This window comes from Aquamicrobium sp. LC103 (genome assembly GCF_001014615.2).
GTDB lineage: Bacteria > Pseudomonadota > Alphaproteobacteria > Rhizobiales > Rhizobiaceae > LBCQ02.
Genome location: NZ_LBCQ02000011.1, coordinates 163631 through 190509 on the forward strand (window position 1 = coordinate 163631; position 26879 = coordinate 190509).

The window sequence follows — 26879 nt, forward strand, 5'->3', positions numbered from 1 at the left end:
TCTAATAACGGGAAAGCGTTCCGCGGGCAAATGGTCTCGCATTGCAAATCGGCGCCTCGGCGCTAGTTTCATCATCCATGGGATCGCCGGATATCTCGAAGCTGATCGTGCGGACTTCGATGAAGGATCGCGCCGCCTTCGATCTGCTCTACCGGCAGACGAGCGCGAAACTTTTCGGCGTATGCCTTCGTGTCTTGGGCGAGAGGGCCGAGGCCGAGGAGGCGCTGCAGGAGGTGTACGTCAAGATCTGGACGAAGGCCGACCGCTATGCAGTGTCTGATCTGAGCCCGATTTCCTGGCTGGTCGCGGTGACGCGCAACCATGCGATCGACAGGCTGCGCGCAAGGCGGCGCGAAACCGCCGGTATCGACGCTGCGCTCAACGTCGCCGACCCGGGCTCCGGGCCGGAGGAAATGGCGGTGGCGGCGGGCGAGAAGGCGAGGATCCACCGCTGCCTGGATGAGCTGGAGAAGGACAGGGCGCAGGCCGTGCGCGGCGCCTATCTCAAGGGCGAGAGCTATGCGCAGCTTGCCGAGCGACATGGCGTGCCCCTCAATACGATGAAGACCTGGCTGCGGCGCAGCCTGATGAAACTCAAGGAATGTCTGGAGCGATGACGGCGACGGACGAAGGCAATCGCGAAAACGGCGGCGACGATCTGCTGGCCGCCGAATATGTGCTTGGCGTGCTGTCCGACGCGGAACGCCGGGAGGCGGCCCGCGGTGTCGAACAGGACGCAGCCTTCGCGGGGCTCGTCGAGGCATGGCAGGCGCGCCTGTCTCCTCTCGATGCCGACTACGACGAGGTCGAGCCGCCTCCCTCCGTCAAGCAGGCGCTCGACGCGCGGCTCTTTTCCAGTGCGGAAACCGCGCCGGTGCACGGCGGATGGCTGCACAGCATCGCCTTCTGGCGCGCGCTTGCCGCCGCCGCGATCGCCCTTCTCGCGATCTCCGTCGCGGTGCCGCTGCTTGCGCCGATGCCGACCGAGCCGCCTGGCCGGCTAGCGGCCTCGCTGGCGGAAGACAGCACGGGCGTGCGCTACCTCGCCGTATATGATCCGGCGGCGGGTTCGCTCGGGCTTTCGCATGTCACCGGCGACCGGGGGCAGGGGAGCGATTTCGAGTTGTGGGTGATCGAAGGCGCCGAGCCTCCGGTTTCTCTGGGTGTCATACCCATCGGCGCAACCGTTCAACTTCCCGTCTCGCCGGAACTGCGGGCGAGAATCGCGGCCGGGGCTCTCCTCGCCATCAGTCTCGAGCCCCAGGGTGGCTCCTCGACCGGCCAGCCCACCGGACCCGTCGTGGCTACCGGCGACCTGCGGAATATTTGAAATATTGCCAGCCGCGCCGCCCGATCACGAAAAGCTTATCGGCGAAAACGCCTGCATGTGAAACATCGCCGTCCGATCTCCCGTAACTGCACGCGCCCCAATGAAGGGGAGAGCATCCGAGGAGATACGACATGCGCAAGACCACTCCCACGATCGTCGCGGCCACCTTTGCCGTCGGCAGCTTTGCCGGGTTCGCTTTCGCCAAGGACAACCCGATGGTCGGCGGCGCGGCGATGTTTGCCGACAAGAACATCGTCGAGAACGCCATGAATTCGAAGGATCACACGACGCTCGTCGCGGCCGTGAAGGCCGCGGACCTGGTCGAGACGCTGCAGGGCGAGGGACCGTTCACGGTCTTTGCGCCGACGAACGAGGCGTTCGAAGCGCTTCCCGCCGGCACGGTGGACAAGCTCCTGAAGCCCGAGAACAAGGAACAGCTCGCCAAGGTGCTGACTTGCCATGTCGTCGCGGCCGATGCCATGTCGGACGCCATCGGCAAGATGATCTCCGACGACGGCGGCGAGCACGACGTGAAGACTGTCGGCGGCTGCGTGCTGAAGGCGAAGATGGACGGCGACAAGATCATGCTGACGGACGAGACCGGCGGCACGGCGACGGTGACGATTGCCGATGTCGACCAGTCGAACGGCGTCATTCATGTGATCGACAAGGTCCTTCTTCCCAAGGCCTAGGACCGTCCGGGCAACCGGCCGGCGCGGCGCGAAGCTCCTGCCGTGCCGGCCGTCTCGCCCCGCCCGCTTCCTCTTCGGGTACGGTGAGCGAGGCGGGGCCTTTTTCGGGCCGTGAGGCGAAGCGGCGCAATCTTCAATTCCAATTGATTGCGTCGTGGGCTGCGACAGAGTGTATGTTTCGTGCGGGATATTCGGGAGATCCGACAATGAGACGTCGAGAAGTTCTGTTTGGCGGCGCGGGCGCCGTCGTTCTTGCCGGCGCTGGCGGCGCACTGTGGTCGCTGCGTTCGCCGCGCGCCGCGCTTGCCGCTTCGGCCGAGGTTTTCGAGATCACCAAAACGGACGAGGAATGGCGTGCGCTCCTCTCGGACGCCCAGTTCGAGGTGCTGCGCGAGGAAGGAACAGAACGCGCCTTCACCAGTCCGCTGAACGACGAGAAGCGCAAGGGCGTGTTTCATTGCGCGGGCTGCGACCTGCCGGTCTATTCGTCGGAAAAGAAGTATGATTCCGGAACCGGCTGGCCGAGCTTCTGGGATGCCGAGCCCCATGCCGTCGGCATGAGGGAGGACAACTCCTTTTTCATGACGCGCAACGAATGCCATTGCCGCCGCTGCGGCGGTCATCTCGGCCACATTTTCGACGACGGCCCGCAGCCGACGGGGCTGCGCCATTGCATCAACGGCGTGGCGATGACCTTCAAACCGGCCACGGCGTAGGACCGGCCTGTCCGGCTGAGCCAAGACAAGGTCGGCGCTGGTTCTTACATCCTCGCAGCCGCTCCCTAATGAGCGGAGCATGTCTGAATTTGCTGCAACGACCGCGGCGGAGCCGAAACCATGGCGCGCCGAAATACGCGCCATGCTGCTGCTTGCCTGGCCGATGATCCTGACCAATCTCGGCCAGACCGCGATGACGGCGACCGACGTGATGATGATGGGGCGCCTCAGCCCGGACGCGCTGGCGGCAGGCACGCTGGGTGCCAACCTCTATTTCTCGCCGATGATCTTCGGCATGGGCCTCATCCTCGCCACCTCGCCGATGGTCTCCTTCGAGATCGGCCGCAAGCGCCATTCGGTCCGCGACGTGCGCCGCACGGTGCGCCAGGGCATGTGGGTCGCCATGTTCGCGGCCCTGCCGATCTGGCTGCTCTTGTGGAACGCGGAGCATATCCTCCGGGCGATGGGGCAGGACCCCGGGCTGTCGGCGATGGCCGGCTCCTATGTGCGTGCGATGCAATGGGCGCTCCTGCCCTTCTACTGGTACATCGTGCTGCGCTCCTTCATCTCGGCGCTGGAGCGGCCGGGCTGGGCGCTCGTCATTGTCTTTGCCTGCGTCGCCTTCAACGTCTTCGCCAACTGGTGCCTGATGTTCGGCAATCTCGGCTTTCCGGCGCTCGGCATCGTGGGCTCGGGGATCGCGACGTCGCTTTCGAGCTTCCTGATGTTCGCCGGGCTGGCGGGCGTGGTCGTGCTGGAGAGGAAATTCCGCCGCTACCACATATTCGGCCGCTTCTGGCGGCCGGACTGGCCACGCTTCCGCGAATTGCTGCGGCTCGGCCTGCCGATCGCCGGCATCCTCGTCTTCGAGGTGACGATCTTCAACGCGGCCGCGCTTCTGATGGGGCTGATCGACACGGTCTCGCTGGCCGCCCACGCGATCGCGATCCAGATCGCCTCGATCGCCTTCATGGTGCCGATGGGGATGGGGCAGGCGGCGACCGTGCGGGTGGGGCGCGCCTATGGCGCCGGCAATCGTGAGGGCATTACGCGTGCCGGCTGGACGGCCTTTGTCATGGGCGTGGGCTTCATGGCGGCGATGGCGCTGGTGATGCTGTTCCAGCCGCGCCTGCTCATCATGGCCTTCATCGACCTTTCCGATCCGCTGAATTTTCCGGTGATAGAGCTGGCGGCGACCTTCCTCGCGCTCGCCGCGCTGTTCCAGATCGTCGACGGCGCGCAGGCGGTGGGCAGCGGCATGCTGCGCGGGTTGCAGGACACCACCATACCGATGATCTACGCCGCATTCGGCTATTGGGGCGTCGGCCTGCCGCTTGGCGTCTGGCTCGCCTTCCGGGCAGGTCTCGACGGTGTCGGCATCTGGATCGGACTGTCCACCGGGCTCGCCGTGGTGGCGGTGCTGCTGATCGCGCGCTGGCTGCGGCGTGACCGATTGATGCGCAAGTCGATGCGGCAGCCGACGGTCGCGGTACACTGAGGGGCTTCCCCGCTTTTGCCGGTACTCCCGCAATTCCGCTTCCCTCCACCGTCTTCGGCGACCCTCTTTCCCTGCTTCTCAGGGGAGGAGCCGGCACGGCGGCCGTCAGCAATCTGGATCCTCCCCGTTCACGGTGGAGTGTGCCTGCTTCGCGCTCCGCTCTCAGTCGCCATCCATCGCGAAGGCGGTGTTGGCTCCCTTGGGTGCCAGAGCGCGCCAGATCACCGGACCGAGAACGGCGGCGATCGCGATCGCGTAGATCGTCAGCGCGATCGGCGAGTTGAACAGGAACGTCCAGTCGCCGCGATTGATCATCAGGCCCCTGCGCAGCTGTTCCTCGGCGAGCGGGCCGAGAATCGCGCCGACGAGAACCGGCGCGAGCGGATAGCCGAAGCGCCGCATGACGAAACCGATCAGTCCGAAGATCAGAAGCAGGATCAGCGAGAAGACCGAGCCTTCCGCGCCGACGATGCCGAGCGTGGCGAAGGTGAGGATGCCGGCATAGAGCCATGGCCGCGGGATCATCAGGAGCTTCACCCAGATGCCGACGAAAGGCAGGTTGAGGATCAGCAACATGAAATTCGCGATGAAGAGGCTCGCCACCAGGCCCCAGACGAGGTCCGGATTGTTGGTGAAGAGGAGCGGTCCCGGCTGCAGGCCGTATTGCTGGAAGCCGGCGAGCATGATCGCGGCGGTGGCAGACGTCGGCAGGCCGAGGGTGAGCAGCGGGATCAGCGTTCCCGCCGCAGACGCGTTGTTGGCGGATTCCGGGCCGGCGACGCCCTCGATCGCGCCCTTGCCGTTGTCGAATTCCTCCCGGGCGACGCCCTTCGCCAGTTTGCGCTCGGCGGAGTAGGAAAGGAAGGTCGGGATCTCCGCGCCGCCGGTCGGCAGCGGGCCGAAGCCGAAGCCGAGGATCGTGCCGCGCAGATAGGGCTTGATGCAGCGTTTCAGATCCTGCCAGGTGAGCCAGACCGAGCCTTTGACCGCCTCGACCTTCTCGTTCACGTCGAATTTCTGCGAGGCGATGTAGAGCGTCTCGCCGATGGCGAAGAGGCCGACGGCGATGACCGCGATCGAGATGTTGTCGCGCAGTTCGGGAACGCCGAAGGCGAGGCGGGCCTGGCCGGTGAGCTTGTCGATGCCGACGAGTCCGATGGCGAGGCCGAGAAAGAGCGCGGTGAGCCCGCGTGCGACGGAGCCGCCGAAGGCCGCCGAGACGGTCATGAAGGAAAGAACCATCAGCGCGAAATATTCGGCCGGCCCGAAGGAGAGCGCCACCATGACCATGAAGGGAGCGACGAGTGCCAGGCCGAAGGTGGCGACGGTCCCGCCGAAGAACGAGCCGATCGCCGACGCCGCCAGCGCCTTGCCGCCGCGCCCGTCGCGGGCCATGCGGTTGCCTTCCACCGCGGTCATGATCGACGCCGTCTCGCCCGGCGTGTTGAGCAGGATCGACGAGATCGCGCCGCCATACATGCCGCCGTAATAGATGCCGGCGAACATGATCATCGAGCCGGTGGCGCCGAAGGAGAGGCTGACCGGCAGCAGCAGCGCCACGGTGAGCGCCGGACCGATGCCCGGCATGACGCCCACGGCGGTGCCGAGGACGACGCCGATCAGCGCGAAGAGCAGGTTCATCGGCTGGGCCGCGACCGCGAGGCCGTCGAGAAGCAGGGAGAACGTATCCATGGCTGATGGTCCCTAGCGGAAGAGGCCGACGAGCGTCCTTTCAACCGGTCCGGTGGGCAGCGAGAGGCCGAGACCGAGGCGGAAAAGGATGTAGAGGACGGCGGAAAAGAGAATGCCGACGATGACGGTCAGCCATAGCGGCTTCCGGCCCATGCCGCGCGCGGCGAAGCCGAACAGCGTGCCGGATGCCAGGATGAAGCCGAGCCCGAAGGTGAGGATGGCGATCTCCGCCAGGACCGCGCCCGCGACCCAGATGACCGGCGGATAGGTCATCTCCTCGCGCGGCGGAAATCGCCGCCGAACCGCCAGGAAGACGGTGGCGACGGCGAAGACGGCGAGGCCGGCGGCGACGAGGAAGGGGAATATCTCGGGGCCGAACTGGGCGTAACTGCGTCGCACCGGATAGCTGGATGCGTCCCACCAGATCAGGGCCGCCATCGCGGCGAGGCCGATCGCGATGGCGAGGCCACCGAAATCCGGCGTGCCCGGTTCGTGCGGAGGCCGGCTTTCGCCGACCTCCCGGGTTTCGGAAGCCACGGACCCCGTCCTATTGCTGGCTGATGCCGAGTTCGGCGAGGATGGCGGCCGTCTGTTCGATCTCGTCTTCGAGATAGGTCTGGAAATCGGCGCCGTCGAGATAGGTGTTCACCCATCCCTTGGTTTCGAGCTCCTTGTTCCAGGTCTCGGATTCGGCCATCGTGCGGATCGTCGTGGTGAGTTCCTCGCGCTGCTCGTCGCTGAGGCCGGGCGCGCCGGCGATCATGCGCCAGTTCTGAACGTCCACGTCATAGCCCTGCTCGACGAAGGTCGGTGCGTCGAGATAGTCCTGGCGCTCCGGCGCGGTGATGCCGATGACGCGCAGCGCGCCGGCCTCGATCTGCGAGGCGAATTCGCTGTAGCCGGAGATGCCGACCGTGACCTGGTTGCCGAGAAGCGCCGCCAGCGCCTCACCGCCGCCCGAATAGGGGATGTAGTTGATCTCCTCCGGCGCGACGCCGGCCGCCTTGACGAACATGCCTGCGGCGATGTGGTCGACGCCGCCGGCAGAGCCGCCGGCCCAAGTCACCGAGCCCGGATCGGCCTTGATCGCCTCGGCGAGCTGCTTGGCATCCTTGATCTCGCTCGCCGCCGGCACGACGACGACGACATATTCGCCCGTCAGCCGCGCGATCGGCGTGACGTCGGCCAGGCTCACGGGCGAATCGTTGGCGATGATGGCGCCGACCATGACGTAGCCGCCGACGATGGTCGCGCCGGCATCGCCCTTGGAATTGTTGACGAATTGCTGCAGGCCGATCGTACCGCCGGCACCGGCGACGTTTTCGACCTGAATGTTCTTGGCGAGGTTTTCCGCCTGCAGGGTCGACTGGATCGTGCGGGCCGTCTGGTCCCAGCCTCCGCCGGGACCGGCGGGCGCCATGATCTTCAACTCGGCCATCTGCGCGAAGGCGCCGGTCGCCGAAAAAAGCGCCGCGGCGGTGGCGAGTGCGATTCTTCTCATTGTGTCCTCCCAGACGATGGTTGGCCGGCGCGGGCCGGCGATGAACGTTGATCCCAATTCCTGCATGCAGGGCGAGCCGCCATGCGATCCTGCTGAAGTCTACAGTAACGGCGGCAACCGTAAATCCCGGCGAAGGGGCTTCTACAGCGGCTTCCTGATCCATTTTCCGATGACGCCGACGACGCCCTCGCGGAAGAGGAGGACGGCGATGACGAAGATCACGCCCTGGATGACGGTGACCCACGCCCCGAAGGTCGCGAGGTAGTTCTGCATGGTGACGATGATGGCAGCGCCGACGATCGGGCCGAACACCGTTCCCATGCCGCCTATGAGCGTCATCAGAACCACTTCGCCGGACATCGACCAGTGCACGTCGGTGAGCGAGGCGAGCTGGAATACGATCGCCTTGGTGGCTCCGGCCAAGCCGGCAAGCGCTGCCGACAGGACGAAGACGGCAAGCTTGTAGCGATTGACGCGGTAGCCGAGCGAGACGGCGCGCGGCTCGTTCTCGCGGATCGCCTTCAGCACCTGGCCGAAGGGCGAGTGGATGATGCGGTAGATGACGAGCAGGCCGGCGAAACTGATGGCGAGCACGACGAAATAGAGAGTGAAGTCGGAACGCAGGCTGAAAAGACCGAAAAGGTTGCCGCGCGGTACGTTCTGGATGCCGTCCTCGCCGCCGGTGAACGGAGCCTGCAACGAGAAGAAATAGACCATCTGCGCGAAGGCCAGCGTGACCATGGCGAAGTAGATGCCCTGCCTGCGGATGGCGAGCGAGCCGATCGCGGCGCCGAGTATGGTCGCCGCCGCCGTGCCTGAAAGTATCGCTAGTTCGGGCGACAGGCCCCATACCTTGGCTGCGTGCGCGGAGATGTAGCTCGCGGCGCCGAAATAGGCGGCATGGCCGAAGGAGAGCAGGCCGCCGAAGCCGAGCAGGAGGTTGAAGGCGCAGGCGAAGAGCGCGAAGCACAGCACCTTCATCAGGAAGATCGGATAGAGGAAGAAGGGTGCGGCCAGCGACAGCGCGAGCAGACCGGCGAAGATCAGCACGTGGTGGCGCGGCATCGCGCCGGCGCTCTGCTGGACGAGGATGGGCGAGGAAGTCTCGGTGACTGTGGTCATCACGCGGTTCTCCCGAACAGTCCGGCGGGCTTGATCAGCAGCACGATCGCCATGATGACGAAGATGACGACGGCCGACCCCTCGGGGTAGAAGACGCGGGTAAGGCCCTCGACGAGACCGAGCCCGAAACCGGTGACGATGGCGCCGAGGATCGAGCCCATGCCGCCGATCACCACCACCGCGAAGACGACGATGATCAGGTCGGCGCCCATATTGGGGTTGACCGAGTAGATCGGTGCGGCCAGCACGCCGGCGAAGGCTGCCAGTCCGACGCCGAAGCCGTAGGTCAGCGTGATCATGCGCGGCACGTTGATGCCGAAGGCGCCGACCAGCGTCGGGTTCTCGGTGGCGGCGCGCAGATACGCGCCGAGCCGCGTCTTCTCTATGACGAACCAGGTTCCGATGCACACGACCAGCGAGGCCGCGACCACCCAGCCGCGATAGTTGGGCAGGAACATGAAGCCCAGATTCTGGCCGCCGGCAAGCTGCGGCGGAATGGAATAGGGCAGGCCGGAAATGCCGTAATAATTGCGGAACAGGCCCTGGATGATGAGCGCGAGGCCGAAGGTCAGGAGCAGGCCGTAGAGATGGTCGAGATGGTAGAGCCGCGAGATCAGCAGCCGCTCGATGACGATGCCGAAGGCGCCGACGATGATCGGCACCAATAGCAGCGCCCACCAGTAGTTGATGCCGAGATAGTTGAGCAGCATCCAGGCCACGAAAGCGCCCATCATATATTGCGCGCCATGGGTGAAATTGATGATGTTCAGAAGGCCGAAGATGATCGCCAGGCCGAGCGACAGCATCGCATAGAAGGCTCCATTGATCAGCCCGAGCAGCAACTGCCCGAACAATGCCTGCGGCGGTATTCCCAAGAGCTCGAACATACGATTTCCTGCTCCGTATCGACATCGGACGACACGCCGGGACACGCCCGGCATGTCGGTTCGCGGTCAGCCGGTCACTTGACCAGCGGGCACTCGCCCTGGTCGAGCGGGCGGAAGGCCTTGTCGGCGGGAATGGTGGAGACCGTCTCGTAATAGTCCCACGGACCCTTGGAATCTTCCGGCTTCTTGACCCGGAAAAGGTAGGAATCATGCGTCTTGCGGCCGTCGGCGCGCACCACGCCCTTGCCGAAGAGCGGGTCGTCGGTCGGCATCTCCTTCATCTTGGCCATCAGCGCCTCGGTCTCCTTGCCGCCGGTAGCCTCCACTGCCTTGAGATAGTGCAGCACCGAGGAGTAGACGCCGGCCTGGACCATGGTCGGCATCTTGCCGCCGTTCTTCTCGCCGAAGCGCTGCGACCATTCGCGGGTCTGGTCGCTGAGATCCCAGTAGAAGCTCTCGGTGAGGACCAGGCCCTGTGCCGTCTGCAGGCCGAGCGCGTGGATGTCGCTGATGAAGACGAGCAGGCCGGCAAGCGCCTGTCCGCCCTGCGTGATGCCAAATTCCGACGCCTGCTTGATCGAGTTGATCGTGTCGCCGCCGGCGTTCGCAAGGCCGATCACCTGCGCTCCCGAGGATTGCGCCTGGAGCAGGAAGGACGAGAAGTCGGTGCCGGGGAAGGGCGTGCGCACGCTGCCGACCACCTCGCCGCCGGCGGCCTTGACCACCTCGGACGTGTCGCGTTCGAGCGCATGGCCGAAGGCGTAGTCGGCGGTGACGAAGAACCAGCTCTTGCCGCCGTTCTCAACCATGGCGCTGCCCGTGCCATGCGCGAGCTGCCATGTATCGTAGGTCCAATGGATGGTGTTGGGCGAGCATTGCGCGCCGGTCAGGTCGGACGTCGCCGCGCCTGAATTCATGAAGATCTTGTTCTTCTCGCGGGTGATCTCGTTGACCGCCAGAGCCACCGAGGACGTCGGCACGTCGACGATGAGGTCGACACCGTCCTGGTCGTACCATTGGCGGGCGATGTTGACGCCCACGTCCGGTTTGTTCTGGTGATCCGCCGAGACGATCTCCACGGTGATGCCCTTGTCGGCTGCGCCGAAATCCTCGACCGCCATGCGCGCGGCGATCACGGAGCCTTCGCCGGCGACGTCGGCATAGATGCCCGAGCGATCGTTGAGCACGCCGATCTTGACGGCCGTGTCGGCCAGCGCCGTCGTCGCGATCAGCGAGGCGGCGAGAGATGCCAAAAGAAATCCGGTCTTCCTCATTTCCTTCTCCTCCTAAGCGGCGCTTTGCGCCGGTTCCTCACACACCCAGATAGTTGTGGAGTTTCTCGATGTTCGCCTCGAGTTCCTCGTTGGGGATCATGTCGACGACCTTGCCCTGCTCGACGACGAAGTGCCTGTCGGCCACCGACGATGCGAAGCGGAAGTTCTGCTCGACGAGCACGATGGTGAAGCCCTCGCGCTTCAGCCGCGCGATCGTATGGCCGATCTGCTGGACGATGACGGGGGCGAGTCCCTCGGTCGGCTCGTCGAGCAGGAGCAGCTTCGCGCCGGTGCGCAATATGCGCCCGATCGCCAGCATCTGCTGCTCGCCGCCGGAAAGCTTGGTGCCCTGGCTGGAAAGCCGTTCCTTCAGGTTCGGAAAGAGCTCGAATATCTGCTCGACGGAGAGCCCGCCGGGCCGCACCTGCGGCGGCAGCATCAAATTCTCCTCCACCGACAGGGAAGAGAAGATGCCGCGTTCCTCCGGGCAGAAGGCGATGCCCGTGCGCGCCACCCAGCGTGCCGGCAGGTGCATCAGTTCGTTGCCCTCGAAGACGACGGAGCCCTTTCGCTTGGGCAATATGCCCATGATCGCCTTCATCGTGGTGGACTTGCCCGCGCCGTTGCGCCCGAGCAGCGTGACGACCTCGCCTTGGCGCACGTCGAAATTTATGCCGTGCAGCACATGGCTCTCGCCATACCAGGCCTGGAGGTCCTTGACGACGAGAAGGGGGGCATCGCCCGCCTTCGTGCGCGGTGCGGTGGCGAGTGCGGCGTCAGCCATGTCCGGCTCCGATATAGGCTTCGACGACCCGCTCGTCCTTGGAAACGGTGGCGTAGTCGCCCTCCGCCAGCACCTTGCCGCGGGCGAGCACGGTGATCGTGTCGGAGAGCGAGGCCACCACCGACAGGTTGTGCTCGACCATCAGGATGGTCCGGTTCTTGGAAATCCGCTTGATCAGAGCTGAAATGCGGTCGACGTCCTCATGGCTCATGCCGGCCATCGGCTCGTCGAGCAGCAGCATTTCCGGATTGAGCGCCAGCGTGGTGGCGATCTCCAGCGCACGCTTGCGGCCGTAGGAGAGCTCGCTCGCATTCACCTTCTCGAATTCGGAAAGGCCGACATCGGCGAGCAGCGCGCGCGCCTCGTCGTCGAACTCTGCGAGCACTTTCTGCGAGCGCCAGAAATCGAACGAATCGCCGCGTCGCCGCTGCAGCGCGATGCGCACGTTCTCCAGCGCGGTCAGATGCGGAAACACCGCCGAGATCTGGAAGGAACGCACGAGGCCGAGCCGGGCGATGTCGGCGGGCGACATCGCCGTGATGTCCTTGCCCTTGTAGGTGATCGTTCCCCGCGTCGGCGAGAGGAATTTCGTCAGGAGGTTGAAGCACGTCGTCTTGCCGGCGCCGTTCGGTCCGATCAGGGCGTGGATCGAACCTTCCCTCACATTCAGTCCGACGCCGTTGACGGCGAAGAACCCTTTGAATTCCTTGGTTAAATTCTCAGCGGCCAGAATGACGCCGTCACTCATCGATACCTCATGCTCACAATGAGGCGCGGGGCTCGAGAGCGACGCGCCCATCGACGTTGTGAGATCCTCCCCCCGAGGTTCCCTTTATTTCCGTTCCCATGGGCGGTCTGTCGCCGCCCGTCGGTCAAGCATGCACAACCCTGCGTGATACGCAAGCTGCCCGCAATGCGCCGAGAGCCGGAAAGGAGCGTCCGCGTGAACCGAGCGTATGTTTCGCCGTATCTGCCTAGACTAAAGTATGATCCATGGATGGCGGGCGCGGTATCGCCACATTGACTGTGGAAGGGTTTTGGGGACAGGGTCAGCCGGACGCCTCGAACGATACCAGCACTGTGCCTCGCCATGATCTCGCAAAAAGCCAAATACGCCCTTCGTGCTCTCCTGGCCCTGGCCAAGACGCGCGATCCGAACGACGTCGTCATGATCTCCGACATCGCCGAAAAGCAGCGGATTCCGAAGAAATTCCTGGAGCAGATCCTGCTCGACCTGAAGCATCACGGCATCGTCGCGAGCCGCCGCGGCAAGGCGGGCGGCTACATGCTTTTGAAGCGGCCGGACGAAATCACCTACGGCGAAGTGATGCGGATCGTCGACGGACCCCTGGCGCAATTGCCCTGCCTCAGCAAGACCGCCTACCGGCGCTGCGAGGATTGCGAGAACGAGGCGGCTTGCGAGGTGCGGCATGTCTTTGCCCGTGTGGCGGAGACGACGCGGGCGATCCTCGACGGCACCACGCTGGCGGACAGCCTGACGGAGGACGCCGCGCCGGCGGAAGGTCTAGTAGCAAGAACTAAAAATCGCTTCCGGCTATTCGCGGGCTGACGGAACCAAATTCCGTCGAACGGGTTCATTTTGAGATTGGATTGCGTTTCAAAAGACGACCAGGCCTATAGGGTTTTCATGCTTTGTCATGGAGGTAGTCATGGGACACCATCGTCATTCCCGTCTGTTCGCAATCATTCTTGCCGCATCCGTGCAGTTCGGGGGCCTTGGATTCGCCTTCGCGCAGCAGACCATCATCAACGTTTCCTACGACCCGACGCGGGAACTCTATCGCGAGTTCAACCAGGCCTTCGCCGAACACTGGCAGAAGGAGAAGGGCGAGACGGTCACGATCCAGAACACGCATAGCGGCTCGGGCCAGCAGGCCCGCGCGGTCATCGACGGCCTCGAAGCCGATGTGGTGACGCTGGCGCTCCAGCCAGATATCGACGCGATCGCCAAGCAGACCGGCAAAATCCCGGAGAACTGGCGTGGCACGCTCGCCAACAACAACTCGCCCTACACCTCGACGATCGTGTTCCTCGTCCGCAAGGGCAATCCCAAGGGCCTCAACGACTGGGGCGACCTGATCAAGGACGGCGTCGAGGTCATCACGCCCAATCCGAAATCGTCCGGCGGCGCCCGCTGGAACCTGCTCGCGGCCTGGGGCTGGGCGCTGAAGCAATTCGGCGGCGACGAGCAGAAGACGCGCGAATACGTCACCGAGCTCTACAAGCACGTGCCCGTGCTCGACACCGGCGCGCGCGGCTCGACGACCACCTTCGTGCAGCGCGGCATCGGCGACGTTCTCCTGGCATGGGAGAACGAGGCGTTCCTGGCGATCGAGGAGCTTGGCCCGGACGCGTTCGACATCGTCGTTCCGTCGCTCTCCATTCTGGCGGAGCCTCCCGTGGCTCTCGTCGACGGCAATGTCGATGCGAAAGGCACGCGGGAGGTCGCGACGGCCTATCTCGAATATCTCTATTCGGATGTCGGCCAGAACATCGCCGCCAAGCACTATTATCGCCCCTCCAATCCCGAGGCGGTCGATCCCGCGGAGCTGGAGCGTTTTCCCGATCTCGAGCTCGTCACGATCGACGATTTCGGCGGCTGGGCGAAGGTTCAGCCGGAATTCTTCGGCGACGGAGGCATATTCGACCAGATCTACCAGCCGGGCCAGTAACGCGATATGAGCCTAGCCGCCACATCTGCCACACGCTGGCAGTGGAAGCAGCCGAGTGTCATCCCGGGTTTCGGGCTGACATTCGGCTTCGCCATCTTTTACCTGAGCCTGATCGTTCTGATCCCGCTTGCAGGCGTCGGCTGGCGCTCCGCTTCCCTCGGCTGGGCCGAATTCTGGCGCCTTGCGCTGGATCCGCGCCTGCTTGCGGCCCTGCGAACGAGTTTCTGGACCTCCTTCGTGGCCGCCGCCATCAACGCCGTTTTCGGGGTCCTCGTCGCCTGGGTGCTCGTGCGCTACAATTTCCCCGGCCGGCGCATCGTGGATGCCGCCGTGGACCTGCCCTTCGCACTCCCGACCGCGGTCGCGGGCATCGCGCTCACGGCGATCTACGCTCCCAACGGCATGCTGGGCTCGTTCTTCCAGCCCTATGGCATCCGCATAGCCTACTCGCCCATCGGCATCGTCATCGCGCTCGTCTTCATCAGCCTGCCATTCATGGTGCGCACCGTGCAGCCCGTGATGGAGGAGATCAGCCGCGAGGTCGAGGAAGCCGCCGCCACGCTGGGCGCGAGCCGTTTTCAGACCGTCTTTCGCGTTATCCTGCCGGGGCTGACGCCCGCTATCCTCACCGGCTTCGCGCTGGCGTTCGGACGGGCGGTCGGCGAATACGGCTCGGTCATCTTCATCGCGGGCAACATCCCCTACGTCTCGGAAATCGCGCCGCTGCTGATCTATATCAGGCTGGAGGAGTTCAACTATCCCGCCGCGACCGCCATCGGGGCGATCATGCTGATCCTGGCCTTCATCGTGCTCCTGACGATCAATCTCATCCAGGCCTGGAGCAGGCGGAGGTTCGGCTATGGCATCTAGCGCGACCACCTTGCGCATGGCGGGAGCGCGAAATGCGTCCGCCGTCCGCTTCCGCGATCCGACGTCGGAACTGCCCGTCGCGAAGTGGGTGCTGATCTCGATCGCGCTCGTCTTTCTGGCGATGGTGCTGTTCCTGCCGCTCTTCGCGGTGTTCAGCGAGGCGCTGCGCCGCGGCTGGCAGGTTGCCTTCACGGCGATCTCCGAGCCCGACGCGATCGCCGCGGTCAAGCTGACGCTGCTGATCGCCGCCATAGCGGTGCCGCTCAACTGCATCTTCGGCGTGGCGGCGGCCTGGGCCATCGCCAAGTTCGAGTTCAAGGGCAAGACCTTCCTGACGACGCTGATAGATCTGCCTTTCTCCGTGTCGCCGGTGATCGCGGGACTGGTCTACATCCTCCTGTTCGGCACCGGCAGCTTCCTCGGCCCGCTGCTCAATTCCTGGGGCCTGCAGGTGCTCTTCGCGGTTCCGGGCGTGGTTCTGGCGACGATATTCGTCACCTTCCCCTTCGTCGCGCGCGAACTGATCCCGCTGATGCAGGATCAGGGAACCGGCGACGAGGAGGCGGCGATCTCGCTGGGCGCGAGCGGCTGGCAGGCTTTCTGGTACGTCACGCTGCCCAACATCAAATGGGGCCTGCTCTACGGCGTCCTGCTCTGCAATGCGCGCGCGATGGGCGAGTTCGGCGCCGTCTCGGTCGTCTCCGGACGCCTGCGCGGCGAGACGATCACCATGCCGCTGCAGGTCGAAATCCTCTACAATGAATATAATTTCGTGGCCGCCTTCGCCGTCGCCTCGCTGCTGGCCTTGCTGGCGCTGGTGACGTTGGTGCTGAAGGCGCTTCTGGAGCGCGTCTACGGACGCGACCACGCCGCCACGGCAAGACATTAGGAGTCAAACCATGGATGTGCGTATCGACAATGTGCGCAAGGAGTTCGATCGCTTCGCGGCGTTGAACGACGTGTCGCTGGACATTCGTTCCGGCGAGCTGATCGCCCTGCTCGGCCCTTCGGGATCCGGCAAGACGACGCTGCTGCGGTTGATCGCCGGGCTCGATTTTCCGACGAGCGGCGCGATCTATTTCGGCGACGAGGAAGCCTCGCGCAAGACCGTGCAGGAGCGCAATATAGGCTTCGTCTTCCAGCACTACGCGCTCTTCCGGCACATGACGGTCGCGGAGAATATCGGCTTCGGCCTCAAGGTCCGGCCATCCGCGACGCGTCCGCCCAGGAGCGAGATCCGCAGGCGCGCATCGGAGCTGCTGGACCTCGTCCAGCTTTCGGGGCTGGAAGGACGCTACCCCTCGCAGCTTTCGGGCGGCCAGCGTCAGCGCGTGGCGCTGGCCCGCGCGCTGGCGATCGAGCCGCGTGTCCTGCTGCTCGACGAGCCGTTCGGCGCGCTCGACGCGCAGGTGCGGCGCGAACTGCGGCGCTGGCTGCGCGAGATCCACGATTCGACCGGGCACACCACGGTCTTCGTCACCCATGACCAGGAAGAGGCGCTGGAACTCGCCGACCGCGTCGTGGTGATGAGCCAGGGCGGTATCGAACAGGTCGGCACGCCCGACCAGATCTACGACGATCCGACCTCGCCCTTCGTCTACGGCTTCATCGGCGATTCCAGCGAGTTGCCGGTGAAGGTCGAGAACGGCCAGGTATGGCTCGAGGACCGCGCCATAGGGCTCGATGCGAGCGGCGTGTCGGACGGAGAGGCACTGCTCTATTTCCGGCCGCACGACATAGAGCTGCTCGACGGCTGCGGCGGCTGCGTGGCGGGAACGGTGGCTGCGAGCCGCCGTGTCGCCGGCATGCGGCGCGTCGAGCTCGAGGTGGGTGGTTCGCGTCACCGGGTCGAGCTCGAGCTGCCGACCGAGCAGGCGGCGGCGGAGAAATCGCGCATCGCCTTCCGGCCGAAACGGTGGAAGCTGTTTCCGATCGCGGGCAGGTCTGGCGCGCACCTGCCCAGGGCCGCCTGAGGCGGTCCCATGTGTCTCCGGGTGTGACAGTCGTCGCACGCGTGCTAAATTCATGATCGCGCGAAGGAACCGACGACGGGAGCCGACCTGGAATGACATTCGAGCAGGCCGCCATCGTCATCCTGCTTTGCGGCATGCTCGTCGTCTTCGCCCTCGACCGCATTCGCATGGAAATCGTCGCGCTGGGCGGGCTCGCCCTCGGCGCGGCATTTGGGCTCGTGCCTTTCGCTCAGGTCTTTTCCGGCTTTGCCAATCCGGCGGTCATCACGGTGATCGAGATATTGCTGATCGTCCAGGCGCTGGGGCGCTCCAGGCTGCTCGACCGGCTGGCCTCCGGAATGTCGTCGGCGCGCATGGGCGACGCCGGTGTGCTTGCCGTGCTCTGCGCCCTGACCGCTACGCTGTCTGTCTTCATGAACAATATAGGCGCGCTGGCGCTGATGATCCCGGTCGTCTTCAGCGTTTGCCGGGCGCATCGGGTCGATCCCAGGCTGGCGCTGATGCCGGTTTCCTTCGCCGCGCTTCTCGGCGGGGTTTGCTCGGTCATCGGCACGCCGGCCAACCTGATCGTGAGTCATCAGCTCGCGCTGCAGTCAGGCAGCGGCTTCGCCTTCTTCGACTTCGCCTATGCGGGCGTGCCGGCCGCGCTCGCCGGGCTTGCCGTGCTGGTGTTCTGGGCACGCGCGACGCTGCACTTCGAGGATGAGCCGGTCGAGCCGCAGACCGGCGGCTTTTCCCGCCGCGTCGTCGCCGAGCTCGTCGTGCCGTCCGGCTCGGTGTTCGAGAATGTCGAGGTGGCCGACTTTCCGCTGGGTCTGCGCGCGGTGCGGCGGGCGGGGCATGCGCCTTTCGTTCCCGAGCAGTCGACCGTTCTTTCCGCGAACGACGTGCTGCTCGTGGAGGCGGATACCGTCGCGCTCGACGTCGCGATAAACGGCGGTTCGCTCAGGCTTGCCGTTGGCGCGGGCGCTTTCCCTCCGCCGGGCTGCGTCGAGGCGGTGGTGATGCCGGAGAGTACGCTGATCGGCTCGCGCGTGGGCCTGCTCACGCCGTTCGAGCGGAGGGGCGTGCGGGTCGTCGCGGTTGCGCCGCAGACTTCGCGCGTCGAGCCGAATCTGGCCGATCTCCAGCTCAGCATCGGCGACATCCTCTATCTCGACGGCGACCGGCAGGCGATCGCGGAGGCGCTCGCCGAGACGGAGGCGCTGTCGCTGGCGCCGTCGCAGCGGGCCGTGCGGACGGCGGCGGTGTCGTGGTTGCCGCTGGCGGTCTTCGCGGCGGGCATCGCGATCGCCGGCTTCGGCCTCGCCGCGCCGGAGATCGCCTTCGGCCTCGTGGTGCTCGTGCTCGCGGCCATGGGCGAACTCAACCTGCGCCGGTCGCTCGGCGATCTCGACTGGCCGATACTCATCGTGCTCGCCGCGATGATCCCCCTCGGCTTCGCGGTCGAGACGACGGGCACGGCGGGGGTGCTGGCCTCGGCGCTCCTCGATGCGATGCCCTCGCAACAACCCGTGTTTCTGGTCGGAGCGGTGCTGGCGGTGGCGGTGCTGATAACGCCCTTCGTCAACAATGCCTCGACGGCGATCGTGTTGAGCCCGATCGCGATCGGCATCGCGGCGGCGGCCTCGCTGCCGCCGGAGCCGTTCCTGATTGCTGTGGCGCTGGGCGCTTCGATCGACTTCCTCACGCCCTTCGGCCACCACAACAACATGCTGATCATGGGTCTCGGCGGCTACCGCTTCGCCGATTTCCCAAAGGTCGGCTGGCCGGTGACGCTGGTGGCGTTCGCCGCCGGGCTCTCGGCGATCGCGCTGTTCTGGCTGTGACCGCCGCTCAGGCGGCGGCGCCTCTTGCCGCCATCATCCGGTCCGGCACGACAACCAGCTTGCCGACGAACTGTTTGGCCATGAACTCCGTCTGCGCCCGGTGGAAATCGGAAAGCGGATAGACGCCGCCGACGAGCGGCTTGATCCTGCCCTCCTCGATATAGCGGACGATGCGCTTGAAATCGCCGCGCGTGCCCTGGCTCGAACCGTGGAGCTGGAGCTGCTTGAGATACATGGTGCGCAGGTCGAGCTGAACGACCGGCCCGGCGATCGCGCCGGCGGTGGTGTAGCGTCCCTCGGGGCGCAGGATGCGCAGCAGGTCGTTGAAGATCGCGCCGCCGACCAGATCGGCGACCACGTCGACCGGCGCGCCGCCGGTCGCGTCGTTGACGGCCGTTGCGAGGTCGCCCGCATCGCGGGTGATGACGGCTTCGGCGCCGATGTCGAGAAGGGCCTGTTCCTTGCCCTTGCCGACGACCGCGTAGGGAATGGCGCCGCGGGCGCGGGCGAGCTGTACGATGCCCGAGCCGACGCCGCCGGAGGCGCCGGTGACGAGAACGCGCTCGCCGGCCTTCAGCGCGGCGCGCTCCAGCATCTGCTCGCCGGTCAGATAGGCGCAGCAGAAGGTGGCGAGCTCGACATCGGTGAGGTCCGTGTCGACGAGATGGGCGTTCTCGGCCGGCAGCGCCTGGTATTCGGCATAGCCGCCGTCGCGCCCGTGGCCCATGTAGTCGATGTCGGCGAGGCTGTCGTCGTCGCGATTGTAGATTGAGAAGTCGACCATCACCCGCTCGCCGATGCGCGAGGACGGCACGCCCTCGCCGACGGCGACGATGTTGCCGACCGTATCGGCGCCCTGGATGCGCGGGAAGGTGAGCGTGTTGCCCTGCCGGCGCCAGGTGGAGACGGCGGCCGCGTCTTCTTCCGTGCCGTAGGCGCCTTCACGCACCCACACGTCGGTGTTGTTCATGCCGCAGGCGGTAACCTCGATCAGGACTTCGCCCGGCGCGGGAACCGGCACCGGCACGTCGGTGCGGTAGACGAGCTTGTCGAGCCCGCCATGGCCGGTAAGCAGCATTGCCGCCATGGTGGAGGGTAGGCTGGGGTTGGTCGGCATTTCGTTCTTCTCGCTTGGTCGAAGAGCACCCCCGCTTCGGAGCGGGGGTGCTTGTATTTGAACTCAGCTATTGGCAAACACCGCCTTCACCGCATCCGCCGTCTTCTCGATGACGATGTCGGCCTCCTCGCGGGTGAGGCAAAGCGGCGGCGCGAAGCCGAGAATGTCGCCTTGCGGCATGGCGCGGCCGGTGACGCCGCGCTCCGCGAGGGCGGTCGCCACCTGCGGGCCAATTTTCTGCGCCGCGTCGAAGAAGACGCGATCGTCCTTGTCGTCGACGAATTCCACCGCCGCCATAAGTCCGTCGCCGCGCACCTCGCCGACATGCTTGTGGCCGCCGACAGCCGTTTCCAGGCCCTGGCGGAAATAGGCGCCGACCTCTCCGGCATTCTTCACCAGATCCATCTCGTCGATCAGTTCGAGATTGGCGATGCCGGCCGCCGCGCAGATCGGATGGGCGGAATAGGTCCAGCCATGGCCGAGCGAGCCGAGCTTGTCGGAGCCGTCGACCAGCACCTTCCAGACCCTGTCGGAAACGATGACGCCCGACAGCGGCGCGTAGGCCGAGGTGAGCCCCTTGGCGATGGTGATCAGGTCGGGCTTCATGCCGTAATGGTCGGAGCCGAACATGGTTCCGAGGCGGCCGAAGCCGGTCACGACCTCGTCGGCGACGAGAAGGACGTCGTACTTCTTCAGAACCGCCTGGATCTTTTCCCAGTAGCCGGCGGGCGGCGGCACGATGCCGCCGGTGCCGAGGATCGGCTCGCCGATGAAGGCCGCGACGGTGTCCGGTCCTTCGGCGAGGATCATCTCTTCCAGCTTGTCGGCGCAGTGTTGCGAGAATTGCTCCTCGCTCATCGAGCGATCCTCGCGGCGGAAGTAATAGGGCGCTTCGGTATGGAGGATCGGCGCGCGCGGCAGGTCGAAGGCGTTGTGGAAGAGTTCGAGGCCGGTGAGCGAACCCGTCATGACGCCCGAGCCGTGGTAGCCGCGCCAGCGCGAGATGATCTTCTTCTTTTCCGGCCGGCCGAGCACGTTGTTGTAGTACCAGATCAGCTTGATGTTGGTCTCGTTGGCGTCGGAGCCGGAGAGGCCGAAATAGACGCGGCTCATGCCTTCCGGCGCGCGGTCGATGATCATCTTCGCCAGCCGGATCGAGGCTTCGGTGCCGTGGCCGACATAGGCGTGGTAGTAGGCGAGGTCCTTCGCCTGGTTTGCAATCGCATCCGCGATCTTCTGGCGGCCGTAGCCGACATTCACGCAATAGAGCCCGGCAAAGGCGTCGAGGCTGGACTTGCCGTTGGTGTCGGTGATGTAGACGCCTTCGCCGCCGGCGATCACGCGGTTGGGGGATTCGCCGCGCGCATGCGTGCCCATATGGGTCGAGGGATGGAAGAAATGGTCGCGGTCCCAGGCGGCGAGTTCGTTGGATCGATCGAGCATGATTTTGAGCTCCTTATGCGTTCGTGTCGATGCAGAGATATTTGAGTTCGGTGAAGGCCTCGATGCCGTGGCGCGAGCCTTCCCTGCCGAGGCCGGACTGCTTGACGCCGCCGAACGGCACCGGCGCGCCGGTGATCTTGACGCGGTTGATCGCGACCATGCCGTAGTCGAGCGCATTGCCCATGCGAAGCTGGCGCGCACCGTTATCGGTGACGACATAGGCGACGAGGCCGTATTCGGTATCGTTGGCGCGGGCGATCACCTCTTCCTCGGTGTCGAAGGGGGCGACGGCGCCAACCGGTCCGAAGGTTTCCTCGCGCATGATCAGCGCGTCGTCGGAGACGTCGGCCAGCAATGTCGGCTGGAAGAAGAGCTCGCCGACCTCGTGCCGCCTGCCGCCGGCGAGGCTGCGCGCGCCCTTGGCGAGCGCGTCGGCGACCTGTTCCTCGACCTTGGCAACGGCGCGCTCGTGCATCAGCGGGCCGATCGACATGCCGTCGTCGAGACCGTTGCCGACCCGAAGCGCGGCGACCCGCTTCGCGAAGGCCTTGCAGAAGGCGTCGTAGACCGCGCGCTGCACATAGATGCGATTGGCGGCGAGGCAATCCTGGCCGGAGGTGGCGAACTTCGCATCGATGGCGATGTCGGCCGCGCGCTCGACATCGGCGTCGTCGAAGACGATGAGCGGGGCGTGGCCGCCGAGCTCCATGACAAGGCGCTTCATCGTAGGCGCGCATTGCCCGGCGATCAGCCTGCCGATCTCGGTCGACCCGGTGAAGCTCAGCGCCCGTACCCGCGCATCCTCGCAGAACGCGCCGACGATCGTAGCCGCACTGCCGGTGACGATATTGAGGGCGCCGGCCGGCAGGCCGGCCCGTTCGCCGAGCTCGGCCAGGGCGAGCGCGGAAAGCGGCGTCTCGGAAGACGGGTGGGCGACGATGGTGCAGCCGGCGGCAAGGGCGGCCGCGGCCTTGCGCGTCAGCATGGCGGAGGGGAAGTTCCACGGCGTGACGACGCCGACGACGCCGAGCGGCTCCCGCTGCACGATCATCTGTGCGCCGGGAAGATGGCTGGTTACGCCCTCTGCGTTGAGCCGTTTCGCCTCCTCGGCATACCATTCGACGAAGGATGCCGCGTAGTCGATCTCGCCGAGCGATTCCTTCAGCGGCTTGCCCTGTTCCAGCGTCATCAGCAGCGCGAGGTCGTCCTTCGCGGCGACGATGAGATCGAACCAGCGCCGCAGGATCGCTGCGCGCTCTTGCGGCAGCTTGGCGCGCCAGGCGGGAAAGGCCGCCGCCGCGGCGTCGATCGCCGTCTTCGTCTGGTCGGCGTCCAGCGCAGCCACCCAGGCGAGGCTCGCGCCCGTCGCCGGATCGGTCACCTCGAAGCCATGTCCGGCCGCGCCGGCGGTCCAGTTGCCGCCGACATAGGCGAGCTCGCGCAGGAGCCGGCGATCCGACAGGCGGGCCAGCGCTTCATGGCGTATGAGGGGGGCGAAATGTGCCGACATCTTTCGGGCGCTCCGGTTCGAAGAATGCCCAAGAGACTAGCGGCCGACTTGCGAGAAAGGCGCTGTTTTGCGCGCTCTTCGCAGAGAGATCGTCTTTCCTGCCGGCGGGAGGCAGACAAATCCTCTGCCGCTCAGCCTGGCTGCGGCAGCAGGTCGGCGACCGGCAGGGCCGGTTCTTCCTTGACCGTCTTCGTCACGATGTAGGTGAAATAGCGGTCGATGCCGATCTCGCGCTGGAGCAGGTCGTCGATGAGGCGCTGGTAGGCGTCGATGTCGCGGGTGACGACCTTGAGCACGTAATCGACCCCGCCGCCGACCGACCAGCACGCGACGATGCCGCTGATGTCGCGGATGGCGCGCTCGAAGCGGTCGAAATCGGCCTGCCGGTGACTGCCGAGGGTCACCTCCACCAGCACGGTCGCGATCGGCGCGATGGTGCGCATCGCCACCTTGGCATGGTAGCCGCTGACGATGCCGGCCCGCTCCAGCTTTCTCAGCCGCATCCAGCACGGCGTGGGCGAAAGACCGACCTTCTCGGCGAGCGCGAGCTTGGTGATCCGCCCGTCGCGCTGGATGGCGTCGAGGATCCTGAGATCGATGGGGTCGAGCTTGAGTGCCGTCATGCGTGAACATCCGTGTTGGCAACACCATGCAGGGGCATTATTTCGATTGTCAATTGCACTGATTTCGATCTCTAATAAGTCATGACATTCTGGCGTCCCGATCCCGCCCTTATAAGGCGTCCTGCTTACCTTTCCCTTGCGGATCAGTTTGCGCGCGCGATTCATGACGGGCGGCTGGAAAACGGGGCCAGATTGCCCACCCATCGGCAGCTTGCCGACGAATTGCATCTTTCGGTGCAGACCGTCAGCCGCGCCTATGAGGAGCTGATCCGGCGCGGCCTGGTCTCGGGCGAGATCGGCCGCGGCACTTTCGTGCAGACGCAGCGCCGCGAGCCGGAGCCTCCCTATCTGCCGGAACGCCTGGGAGAGGTGATCGACCTGTCGATCCTGAAGCCGGTCTGCGAGCCGATGCATCTGGAGCGCATGAAGCAGGCGCTCGCCTGGCTGTCGGAGAACATTTCCTCCGGCGCGGCGCTGTCGTTTCGTCCGAACGTCGTCTTCCCCAGGCATCGGGCGGTGGCGGTCGAATGGCTGAGACGCTGTGGCCTTTCCGTCTCGCCTCAAAACGTCAGCCTGACCAACGGCGCGACCGCCGGCATGACGGTCGCGCTGATGAGCGTCGCGCCGCCCGGATCGACGGTCGCGACCGAGGCGATCGGCCATCACACACTGCGGCCGCTCGCGACCTATCTGGGCTTCAACCTCGAAGGCCTGCCGATCGACGATGACGGGCTGGTCCCCGAAGCGCTCGACGAGGCCTGCCGGCAGAGCGACATCAGGGCCGTGTTCGTGCAGCCCTCGGTGATCAACCCGACTGCGACGCTGATGAACGCCGGGCGGCGCGAGGCGATCGCCGCGGTTGCCCGCAAGCACGACATCGCCATCATCGAGAACGACGTGCTCGGCCCGCTGGTGGAGGAGCGCGCGCCGCCGGTGGCTGCCTATGCGCCTGAACGCACGCTCTATGTCACGAGCTTCACCAAGATCGTCATTCCCGGCCTGCGCATCGGCTATCTCGTCGCGCCCGATCGCTATGTCGCCGCCGTCGCCAACCGCCATCTGGTCTCGAACTGGATGGCGACGCCGATGGTGGCCGAGATCGCCTCGAAATGGGTTGCCGACGGCACCGCGCTGGAACTCGTGAATTGGCAGCGCGCCGCACTTCACCGCCGGCACGCGATCGCCGCCGAGCTGCTTGCCGGCACCTCTTTTCGCGCCCATCGCGACGGTCTGCACGTATGGCTTCCATTGCCTGAGAACCGGTCGGAGGAGAGTTTCGTGTCGCAGGCGCGGCTGCAGGGCGTGGCGATCGCGCCGGGTTCGTCCTTCCGCACGTCCGATGCGCCATGGAGCCCGGCGGTGCGCATTTCGCTCGGCTCCACCGACGAGGCGGAACTGCGCTCCGGGCTCGGCGTCATCGCCAAGCTGCTGATGGGGGATCCGGAGCTGCTGCTGCTCGCAATATAGCCCTCATGCCGAATAATTGTGCGGGAAATGAAATATTGTCATGATATTATTTTCCTAATTGACATGATTTGATAACTTCCTCATCGTCAAGGGCATCGGCTTCTCCCGAAACCGGAGGCATTGCATGTCCGCGCCTATCATCGAGATCGACGGGATCACCAAGAGTTTCGGCTCCTTCAAGGTGCTGGACGGGCTGTCGATGAAGGTGATGCCCGGTGAGAAGCTGGCGCTGATCGGCCCTTCCGGCTCCGGCAAGACCACGATCCTGCGCATATTGATGACGCTGGAGCGCATCGACGGCGGCCACATCCATGTCGAGGGCGAGCAGCTCTATCATGTGACGCGCGGCGACGACCTGGTGCCGGCCGACGAGCGGCATCTGGCCAAGATGCGCCAGAAGATCGGCATGGTCTTCCAGCTTTTCAATCTCTTTCCGCATAAGTCAGTGATCGACAACGTGACGTTGGCGCCGATGCTGACCAAGGGCGTGGCACGCGCGGCGGCCGAAAAGCGCGCGATGGAGCTGCTCGACATGGTCGGCATGGCCGACAAGGCCAAGTCCATGCCGTCACAGCTTTCCGGCGGCCAGAAGCAGCGCGTCGCGATCGCCCGCGCGCTCGCCCTTTCGCCGAAGATCATGCTGTTCGACGAGGTCACCTCCGCGCTCGATCCCGAGCTTGTCGAGGAGGTGCTGAACGTGATGCGCAGGCTCGCGGAAGAGACCGACATGACGATGCTGCTGGTCACCCACGAGATGGGCTTCGCCCACGACTTCGCAGACCGCGTACTTTTCTTCGACCGGGGCCGGATCGTGGAGGAGGGCAAGCCCGACGACATTTTCCGCCATCCCAAGCAGGAGCGCACGCAGACCTTTCTCAGGAAGATCATCGCCGCCGGCCATCGCGTGTGAGGACACGTGGGCCAACGGCAGGAGCCGCAGAAAAACAACCAGAGGAGTTGGGAACATGAACGTCAAACGCCTGATCGCCGGCACGGCCGGCCTTGCAATGCTCGCATCCTTCGCCGCAGCCGTGCCGGCTTCGGCCGACAAGCTCGAGGATCTGAAGGCGCAGGGCTTCGCCCGCGTCGCGATCGCCAACGAGCCGCCCTTCACGGCGGTCGCGGCCGACGGCAAGGTGTCGGGTGCGGCGCCGGACGTGGCGCGCGAGGTGTTCAAGCGCCTCGGCGTCGAGGACATCGTCGCCTCGATCTCCGAATATGGCGCGATGATCCCCGGTCTGCAGGCCGGCCGCCACGACGTGGTGACCGCGGGGCTCTTCATGAAGCCGGAACGCTGCGCCGCTGTCGCCTATTCGGAGCCGGTGCTGTGCGATGCCGAGGCGCTGCTGGTGAAGAAGGGCAATCCCAAGGGCTTCAAGAGCTACCAGGACATCGCCAACGACCAGACCGCGACGGTCGGCGCGCCGGGCGGCGGCACCGAGGAGAAGCTCGCGCTCGATGCCGGCGTGCCGCGTGACCGCGTCATCGTGGTGCCGGACGGCCAGAGCGGCCTGAAGATGGTCCAGGACGGACGCATCGACGCCTATTCGCTGCCGGTGCTGTCGATCAACGCGCTCGTCCAGCAGGCGAACGATCCGAATCTCGAAGTGATCGCCCCGGTCGAGGGCGCGCCGGTCTATTGCGACGGCGCGGCGTTCAAGAAGGGCGACGAGGCGCTTCGCGACGCCTTCGACGTGGAACTGGCGAAGCTGAAGGAGTCGGGCGAGTTCGCCAAGCTCATCGAGCCTTACGGCTTTTCGGCCGCTGCCGCGATGTCGACGACGCGCGAGAAGCTCTGCGCGGCTCAGTAAGAAACTTCTCCCTAGGTCGACGGCTTCGCGGCCGGTTCCTTCCGTTC

At 65.4% G+C, this 26879-nt stretch carries 26 protein-coding genes; 14 read left to right on the forward strand and 12 right to left on the reverse strand.

Translation table 11 applies throughout. The annotated features are described in order from the left end of the window. The first annotated feature begins 77 nt into the window (after window positions 1-77). From XW59_RS21310 to XW59_RS21330, 5 genes are all read left to right on the forward strand, one after another. Entirely contained in the window at window positions 78-617 is a 540-nt protein-coding gene (locus XW59_RS21310) for a sigma-70 family RNA polymerase sigma factor (protein WP_137327070.1), read from the forward strand. After that, the gene (locus tag XW59_RS21315; protein WP_136068399.1) at window positions 614-1330 is read left to right on the forward strand and encodes an anti-sigma factor; all 717 of its coding nucleotides are present in this window, start codon (window positions 614-616) and stop codon (window positions 1328-1330) included. Before XW59_RS21310 ends, XW59_RS21315 begins: the two co-directional genes overlap by 4 nt. 131 nt (window positions 1331-1461) lie before the next feature. Beyond that, window positions 1462-2022: a fasciclin domain-containing protein gene (locus XW59_RS21320; RefSeq protein ID WP_047147627.1), complete on the forward strand. Its 561-nt coding sequence runs from the start codon at window positions 1462-1464 to the stop codon at window positions 2020-2022. Window positions 2023-2228: 206 nt separating this feature from the next. Beyond that, window positions 2229-2738, forward strand: a complete 510-nt coding sequence (gene msrB / locus XW59_RS21325) for a peptide-methionine (R)-S-oxide reductase MsrB (RefSeq protein ID WP_047147626.1) — start codon at window positions 2229-2231, stop codon at window positions 2736-2738. A 142-nt stretch (window positions 2739-2880) separates the two neighbouring features. Beyond that, window positions 2881-4236 carry an MATE family efflux transporter gene (locus tag XW59_RS21330; RefSeq protein WP_136068411.1) on the forward strand — a complete coding sequence of 452 codons (1356 nt, stop codon included), beginning with the start codon at window positions 2881-2883 and terminating at the stop codon, window positions 4234-4236. Between the two features lie 162 nt (window positions 4237-4398). Here the strand turns inward: XW59_RS21330 and XW59_RS21335 are convergent, their stop codons facing one another. The 8 genes from XW59_RS21335 to XW59_RS21370 form a co-directional block, all read right to left on the reverse strand. Beyond that, window positions 4399-5928 carry a tripartite tricarboxylate transporter permease gene (locus XW59_RS21335; protein ID WP_047147624.1) on the reverse strand — a complete coding sequence of 510 codons (1530 nt, stop codon included), beginning with the start codon at window positions 5926-5928 and terminating at the stop codon, window positions 4399-4401. Between the two features lie 12 nt (window positions 5929-5940). Then, window positions 5941-6465 carry a tripartite tricarboxylate transporter TctB family protein gene (locus tag XW59_RS21340; RefSeq protein ID WP_047147623.1) on the reverse strand — a complete coding sequence of 175 codons (525 nt, stop codon included), beginning with the start codon at window positions 6463-6465 and terminating at the stop codon, window positions 5941-5943. A gap of 10 nt (window positions 6466-6475) precedes the next feature. Further along, on the reverse strand, window positions 6476-7429 hold the full coding sequence (locus XW59_RS21345; protein WP_047147786.1) for a tripartite tricarboxylate transporter substrate binding protein: 954 nt from the start codon (window positions 7427-7429) through the stop codon (window positions 6476-6478). Window positions 7430-7570: 141 nt separating this feature from the next. Continuing rightward, window positions 7571-8551 carry a branched-chain amino acid ABC transporter permease gene (locus tag XW59_RS21350; RefSeq protein WP_082137731.1) on the reverse strand — a complete coding sequence of 327 codons (981 nt, stop codon included), beginning with the start codon at window positions 8549-8551 and terminating at the stop codon, window positions 7571-7573. Beyond that, entirely contained in the window at window positions 8551-9438 is an 888-nt protein-coding gene (locus tag XW59_RS21355) for a branched-chain amino acid ABC transporter permease (protein WP_047147622.1), read from the reverse strand. Before XW59_RS21355 ends, XW59_RS21350 begins: the two co-directional genes overlap by 1 nt. A gap of 74 nt (window positions 9439-9512) precedes the next feature. After that, on the reverse strand, window positions 9513-10712 hold the full coding sequence (locus tag XW59_RS21360) for an ABC transporter substrate-binding protein (RefSeq protein ID WP_047147621.1): 1200 nt from the start codon (window positions 10710-10712) through the stop codon (window positions 9513-9515). A gap of 37 nt (window positions 10713-10749) precedes the next feature. Further along, the gene (locus XW59_RS21365) at window positions 10750-11496 is read right to left on the reverse strand and encodes an ABC transporter ATP-binding protein (RefSeq protein ID WP_047147620.1); all 747 of its coding nucleotides are present in this window, start codon (window positions 11494-11496) and stop codon (window positions 10750-10752) included. Further along, window positions 11489-12244 carry an ABC transporter ATP-binding protein gene (locus XW59_RS21370; RefSeq protein ID WP_047147619.1) on the reverse strand — a complete coding sequence of 252 codons (756 nt, stop codon included), beginning with the start codon at window positions 12242-12244 and terminating at the stop codon, window positions 11489-11491. The genes XW59_RS21365 and XW59_RS21370 overlap by 8 nt, the downstream gene beginning before the upstream one ends. A 342-nt stretch (window positions 12245-12586) precedes the next feature. Here XW59_RS21370 and XW59_RS21375 point away from each other — a divergent pair, with 342 nt between their 5' ends. The 6 genes from XW59_RS21375 to XW59_RS21400 all read left to right on the forward strand — a co-directional run bounded on the left by XW59_RS21375 (window position 12587) and on the right by XW59_RS21400 (window position 18861). Beyond that, window positions 12587-13066, forward strand: coding sequence for an Rrf2 family transcriptional regulator (locus XW59_RS21375; protein WP_047147618.1), 480 nt, complete (start codon window positions 12587-12589; stop codon window positions 13064-13066). A gap of 100 nt (window positions 13067-13166) precedes the next feature. Further along, the gene (locus tag XW59_RS21380) at window positions 13167-14189 is read left to right on the forward strand and encodes a sulfate ABC transporter substrate-binding protein (RefSeq protein WP_206077731.1); all 1023 of its coding nucleotides are present in this window, start codon (window positions 13167-13169) and stop codon (window positions 14187-14189) included. A gap of 6 nt (window positions 14190-14195) precedes the next feature. Next, the gene (gene cysT / locus XW59_RS21385; protein WP_047147616.1) at window positions 14196-15059 is read left to right on the forward strand and encodes a sulfate ABC transporter permease subunit CysT; all 864 of its coding nucleotides are present in this window, start codon (window positions 14196-14198) and stop codon (window positions 15057-15059) included. A gap of 16 nt (window positions 15060-15075) precedes the next feature. Next, window positions 15076-15948, forward strand: coding sequence for a sulfate ABC transporter permease subunit CysW (gene cysW, locus XW59_RS21390; protein ID WP_047147615.1), 873 nt, complete (start codon window positions 15076-15078; stop codon window positions 15946-15948). Between the two features lie 10 nt (window positions 15949-15958). Then, complete coding sequence (locus XW59_RS21395; protein WP_047147614.1) at window positions 15959-17032, forward strand: sulfate/molybdate ABC transporter ATP-binding protein; 1074 nt, start codon at window positions 15959-15961, stop codon at window positions 17030-17032. A 92-nt stretch (window positions 17033-17124) separates the two neighbouring features. Further along, on the forward strand, window positions 17125-18861 hold the full coding sequence (locus tag XW59_RS21400; RefSeq protein WP_047147613.1) for an SLC13 family permease: 1737 nt from the start codon (window positions 17125-17127) through the stop codon (window positions 18859-18861). A gap of 7 nt (window positions 18862-18868) precedes the next feature. Here XW59_RS21400 and XW59_RS21405 read toward each other — a convergent pair whose 3' ends face one another. From XW59_RS21405 to XW59_RS21420, 4 genes are all read right to left on the reverse strand, one after another. Then, window positions 18869-19978, reverse strand: coding sequence for an alcohol dehydrogenase family protein (locus tag XW59_RS21405; protein WP_047147612.1), 1110 nt, complete (start codon window positions 19976-19978; stop codon window positions 18869-18871). 63 nt (window positions 19979-20041) lie between these two features. After that, on the reverse strand, window positions 20042-21421 hold the full coding sequence (locus XW59_RS21410; RefSeq protein WP_047147611.1) for an aspartate aminotransferase family protein: 1380 nt from the start codon (window positions 21419-21421) through the stop codon (window positions 20042-20044). A gap of 13 nt (window positions 21422-21434) precedes the next feature. Next, window positions 21435-22931 carry an NAD-dependent succinate-semialdehyde dehydrogenase gene (locus tag XW59_RS21415; RefSeq protein WP_047147610.1) on the reverse strand — a complete coding sequence of 499 codons (1497 nt, stop codon included), beginning with the start codon at window positions 22929-22931 and terminating at the stop codon, window positions 21435-21437. 131 nt (window positions 22932-23062) lie between these two features. Then, window positions 23063-23554: an Lrp/AsnC family transcriptional regulator gene (locus XW59_RS21420; protein WP_047147609.1), complete on the reverse strand. Its 492-nt coding sequence runs from the start codon at window positions 23552-23554 to the stop codon at window positions 23063-23065. Between the two features lie 81 nt (window positions 23555-23635). Between XW59_RS21420 and XW59_RS21425 the strand changes: the two genes are divergently transcribed. The 3 genes from XW59_RS21425 (at window position 23636) to ehuB (ending at window position 26832) form a co-directional block, all read left to right on the forward strand. Continuing rightward, entirely contained in the window at window positions 23636-25021 is a 1386-nt protein-coding gene (locus XW59_RS21425) for a PLP-dependent aminotransferase family protein (protein WP_047147608.1), read from the forward strand. Between the two features lie 124 nt (window positions 25022-25145). Further along, window positions 25146-25931, forward strand: a complete 786-nt coding sequence (gene ehuA, locus XW59_RS21430) for an ectoine/hydroxyectoine ABC transporter ATP-binding protein EhuA (RefSeq protein ID WP_047147607.1) — start codon at window positions 25146-25148, stop codon at window positions 25929-25931. A 55-nt stretch (window positions 25932-25986) separates the two neighbouring features. After that, window positions 25987-26832, forward strand: coding sequence for an ectoine/hydroxyectoine ABC transporter substrate-binding protein EhuB (gene ehuB, locus XW59_RS21435; protein ID WP_047147606.1), 846 nt, complete (start codon window positions 25987-25989; stop codon window positions 26830-26832). Window positions 26833-26879: the final 47 nt, after the last annotated feature.

Coding starts and splice junctions, on each gene's coding strand:
- XW59_RS21345 (WP_047147786.1), bottom strand. CDS start 7,429: ATGAGAAGAATCGCACTCGCCACCGCCGCGGCGCTTTTTTCGGCGACC.
- XW59_RS21360 (WP_047147621.1), bottom strand. CDS start 10,712: ATGAGGAAGACCGGATTTCTTTTGGCATCTCTCGCCGCCTCGCTGATC.
- XW59_RS21355 (WP_047147622.1), bottom strand. CDS start 9,438: ATGTTCGAGCTCTTGGGAATACCGCCGCAGGCATTGTTCGGGCAGTTG.
- ehuB (WP_047147606.1), top strand. CDS start 25,987: ATGAACGTCAAACGCCTGATCGCCGGCACGGCCGGCCTTGCAATGCTC.
- XW59_RS21400 (WP_047147613.1), top strand. CDS start 17,125: ATGACATTCGAGCAGGCCGCCATCGTCATCCTGCTTTGCGGCATGCTC.
- XW59_RS21320 (WP_047147627.1), top strand. CDS start 1,462: ATGCGCAAGACCACTCCCACGATCGTCGCGGCCACCTTTGCCGTCGGC.
- XW59_RS21335 (WP_047147624.1), bottom strand. CDS start 5,928: ATGGATACGTTCTCCCTGCTTCTCGACGGCCTCGCGGTCGCGGCCCAG.
- XW59_RS21310 (WP_137327070.1), top strand. CDS start 78: ATGGGATCGCCGGATATCTCGAAGCTGATCGTGCGGACTTCGATGAAG.
- XW59_RS21405 (WP_047147612.1), bottom strand. CDS start 19,978: ATGCCGACCAACCCCAGCCTACCCTCCACCATGGCGGCAATGCTGCTT.
- XW59_RS21315 (WP_136068399.1), top strand. CDS start 614: ATGACGGCGACGGACGAAGGCAATCGCGAAAACGGCGGCGACGATCTG.
- XW59_RS21330 (WP_136068411.1), top strand. CDS start 2,881: ATGCTGCTGCTTGCCTGGCCGATGATCCTGACCAATCTCGGCCAGACC.
- cysT (WP_047147616.1), top strand. CDS start 14,196: ATGAGCCTAGCCGCCACATCTGCCACACGCTGGCAGTGGAAGCAGCCG.
- msrB (WP_047147626.1), top strand. CDS start 2,229: ATGAGACGTCGAGAAGTTCTGTTTGGCGGCGCGGGCGCCGTCGTTCTT.
- XW59_RS21395 (WP_047147614.1), top strand. CDS start 15,959: ATGGATGTGCGTATCGACAATGTGCGCAAGGAGTTCGATCGCTTCGCG.
- XW59_RS21425 (WP_047147608.1), top strand. CDS start 23,636: ATGACATTCTGGCGTCCCGATCCCGCCCTTATAAGGCGTCCTGCTTAC.
- XW59_RS21365 (WP_047147620.1), bottom strand. CDS start 11,496: ATGGCTGACGCCGCACTCGCCACCGCACCGCGCACGAAGGCGGGCGAT.
- XW59_RS21375 (WP_047147618.1), top strand. CDS start 12,587: ATGATCTCGCAAAAAGCCAAATACGCCCTTCGTGCTCTCCTGGCCCTG.
- XW59_RS21380 (WP_206077731.1), top strand. CDS start 13,167: ATGGGACACCATCGTCATTCCCGTCTGTTCGCAATCATTCTTGCCGCA.
- XW59_RS21420 (WP_047147609.1), bottom strand. CDS start 23,554: ATGACGGCACTCAAGCTCGACCCCATCGATCTCAGGATCCTCGACGCC.
- ehuA (WP_047147607.1), top strand. CDS start 25,146: ATGTCCGCGCCTATCATCGAGATCGACGGGATCACCAAGAGTTTCGGC.
- XW59_RS21370 (WP_047147619.1), bottom strand. CDS start 12,244: ATGAGTGACGGCGTCATTCTGGCCGCTGAGAATTTAACCAAGGAATTC.
- XW59_RS21350 (WP_082137731.1), bottom strand. CDS start 8,551: ATGACCACAGTCACCGAGACTTCCTCGCCCATCCTCGTCCAGCAGAGC.
- XW59_RS21410 (WP_047147611.1), bottom strand. CDS start 21,421: ATGCTCGATCGATCCAACGAACTCGCCGCCTGGGACCGCGACCATTTC.
- cysW (WP_047147615.1), top strand. CDS start 15,076: ATGGCGGGAGCGCGAAATGCGTCCGCCGTCCGCTTCCGCGATCCGACG.
- XW59_RS21415 (WP_047147610.1), bottom strand. CDS start 22,931: ATGTCGGCACATTTCGCCCCCCTCATACGCCATGAAGCGCTGGCCCGC.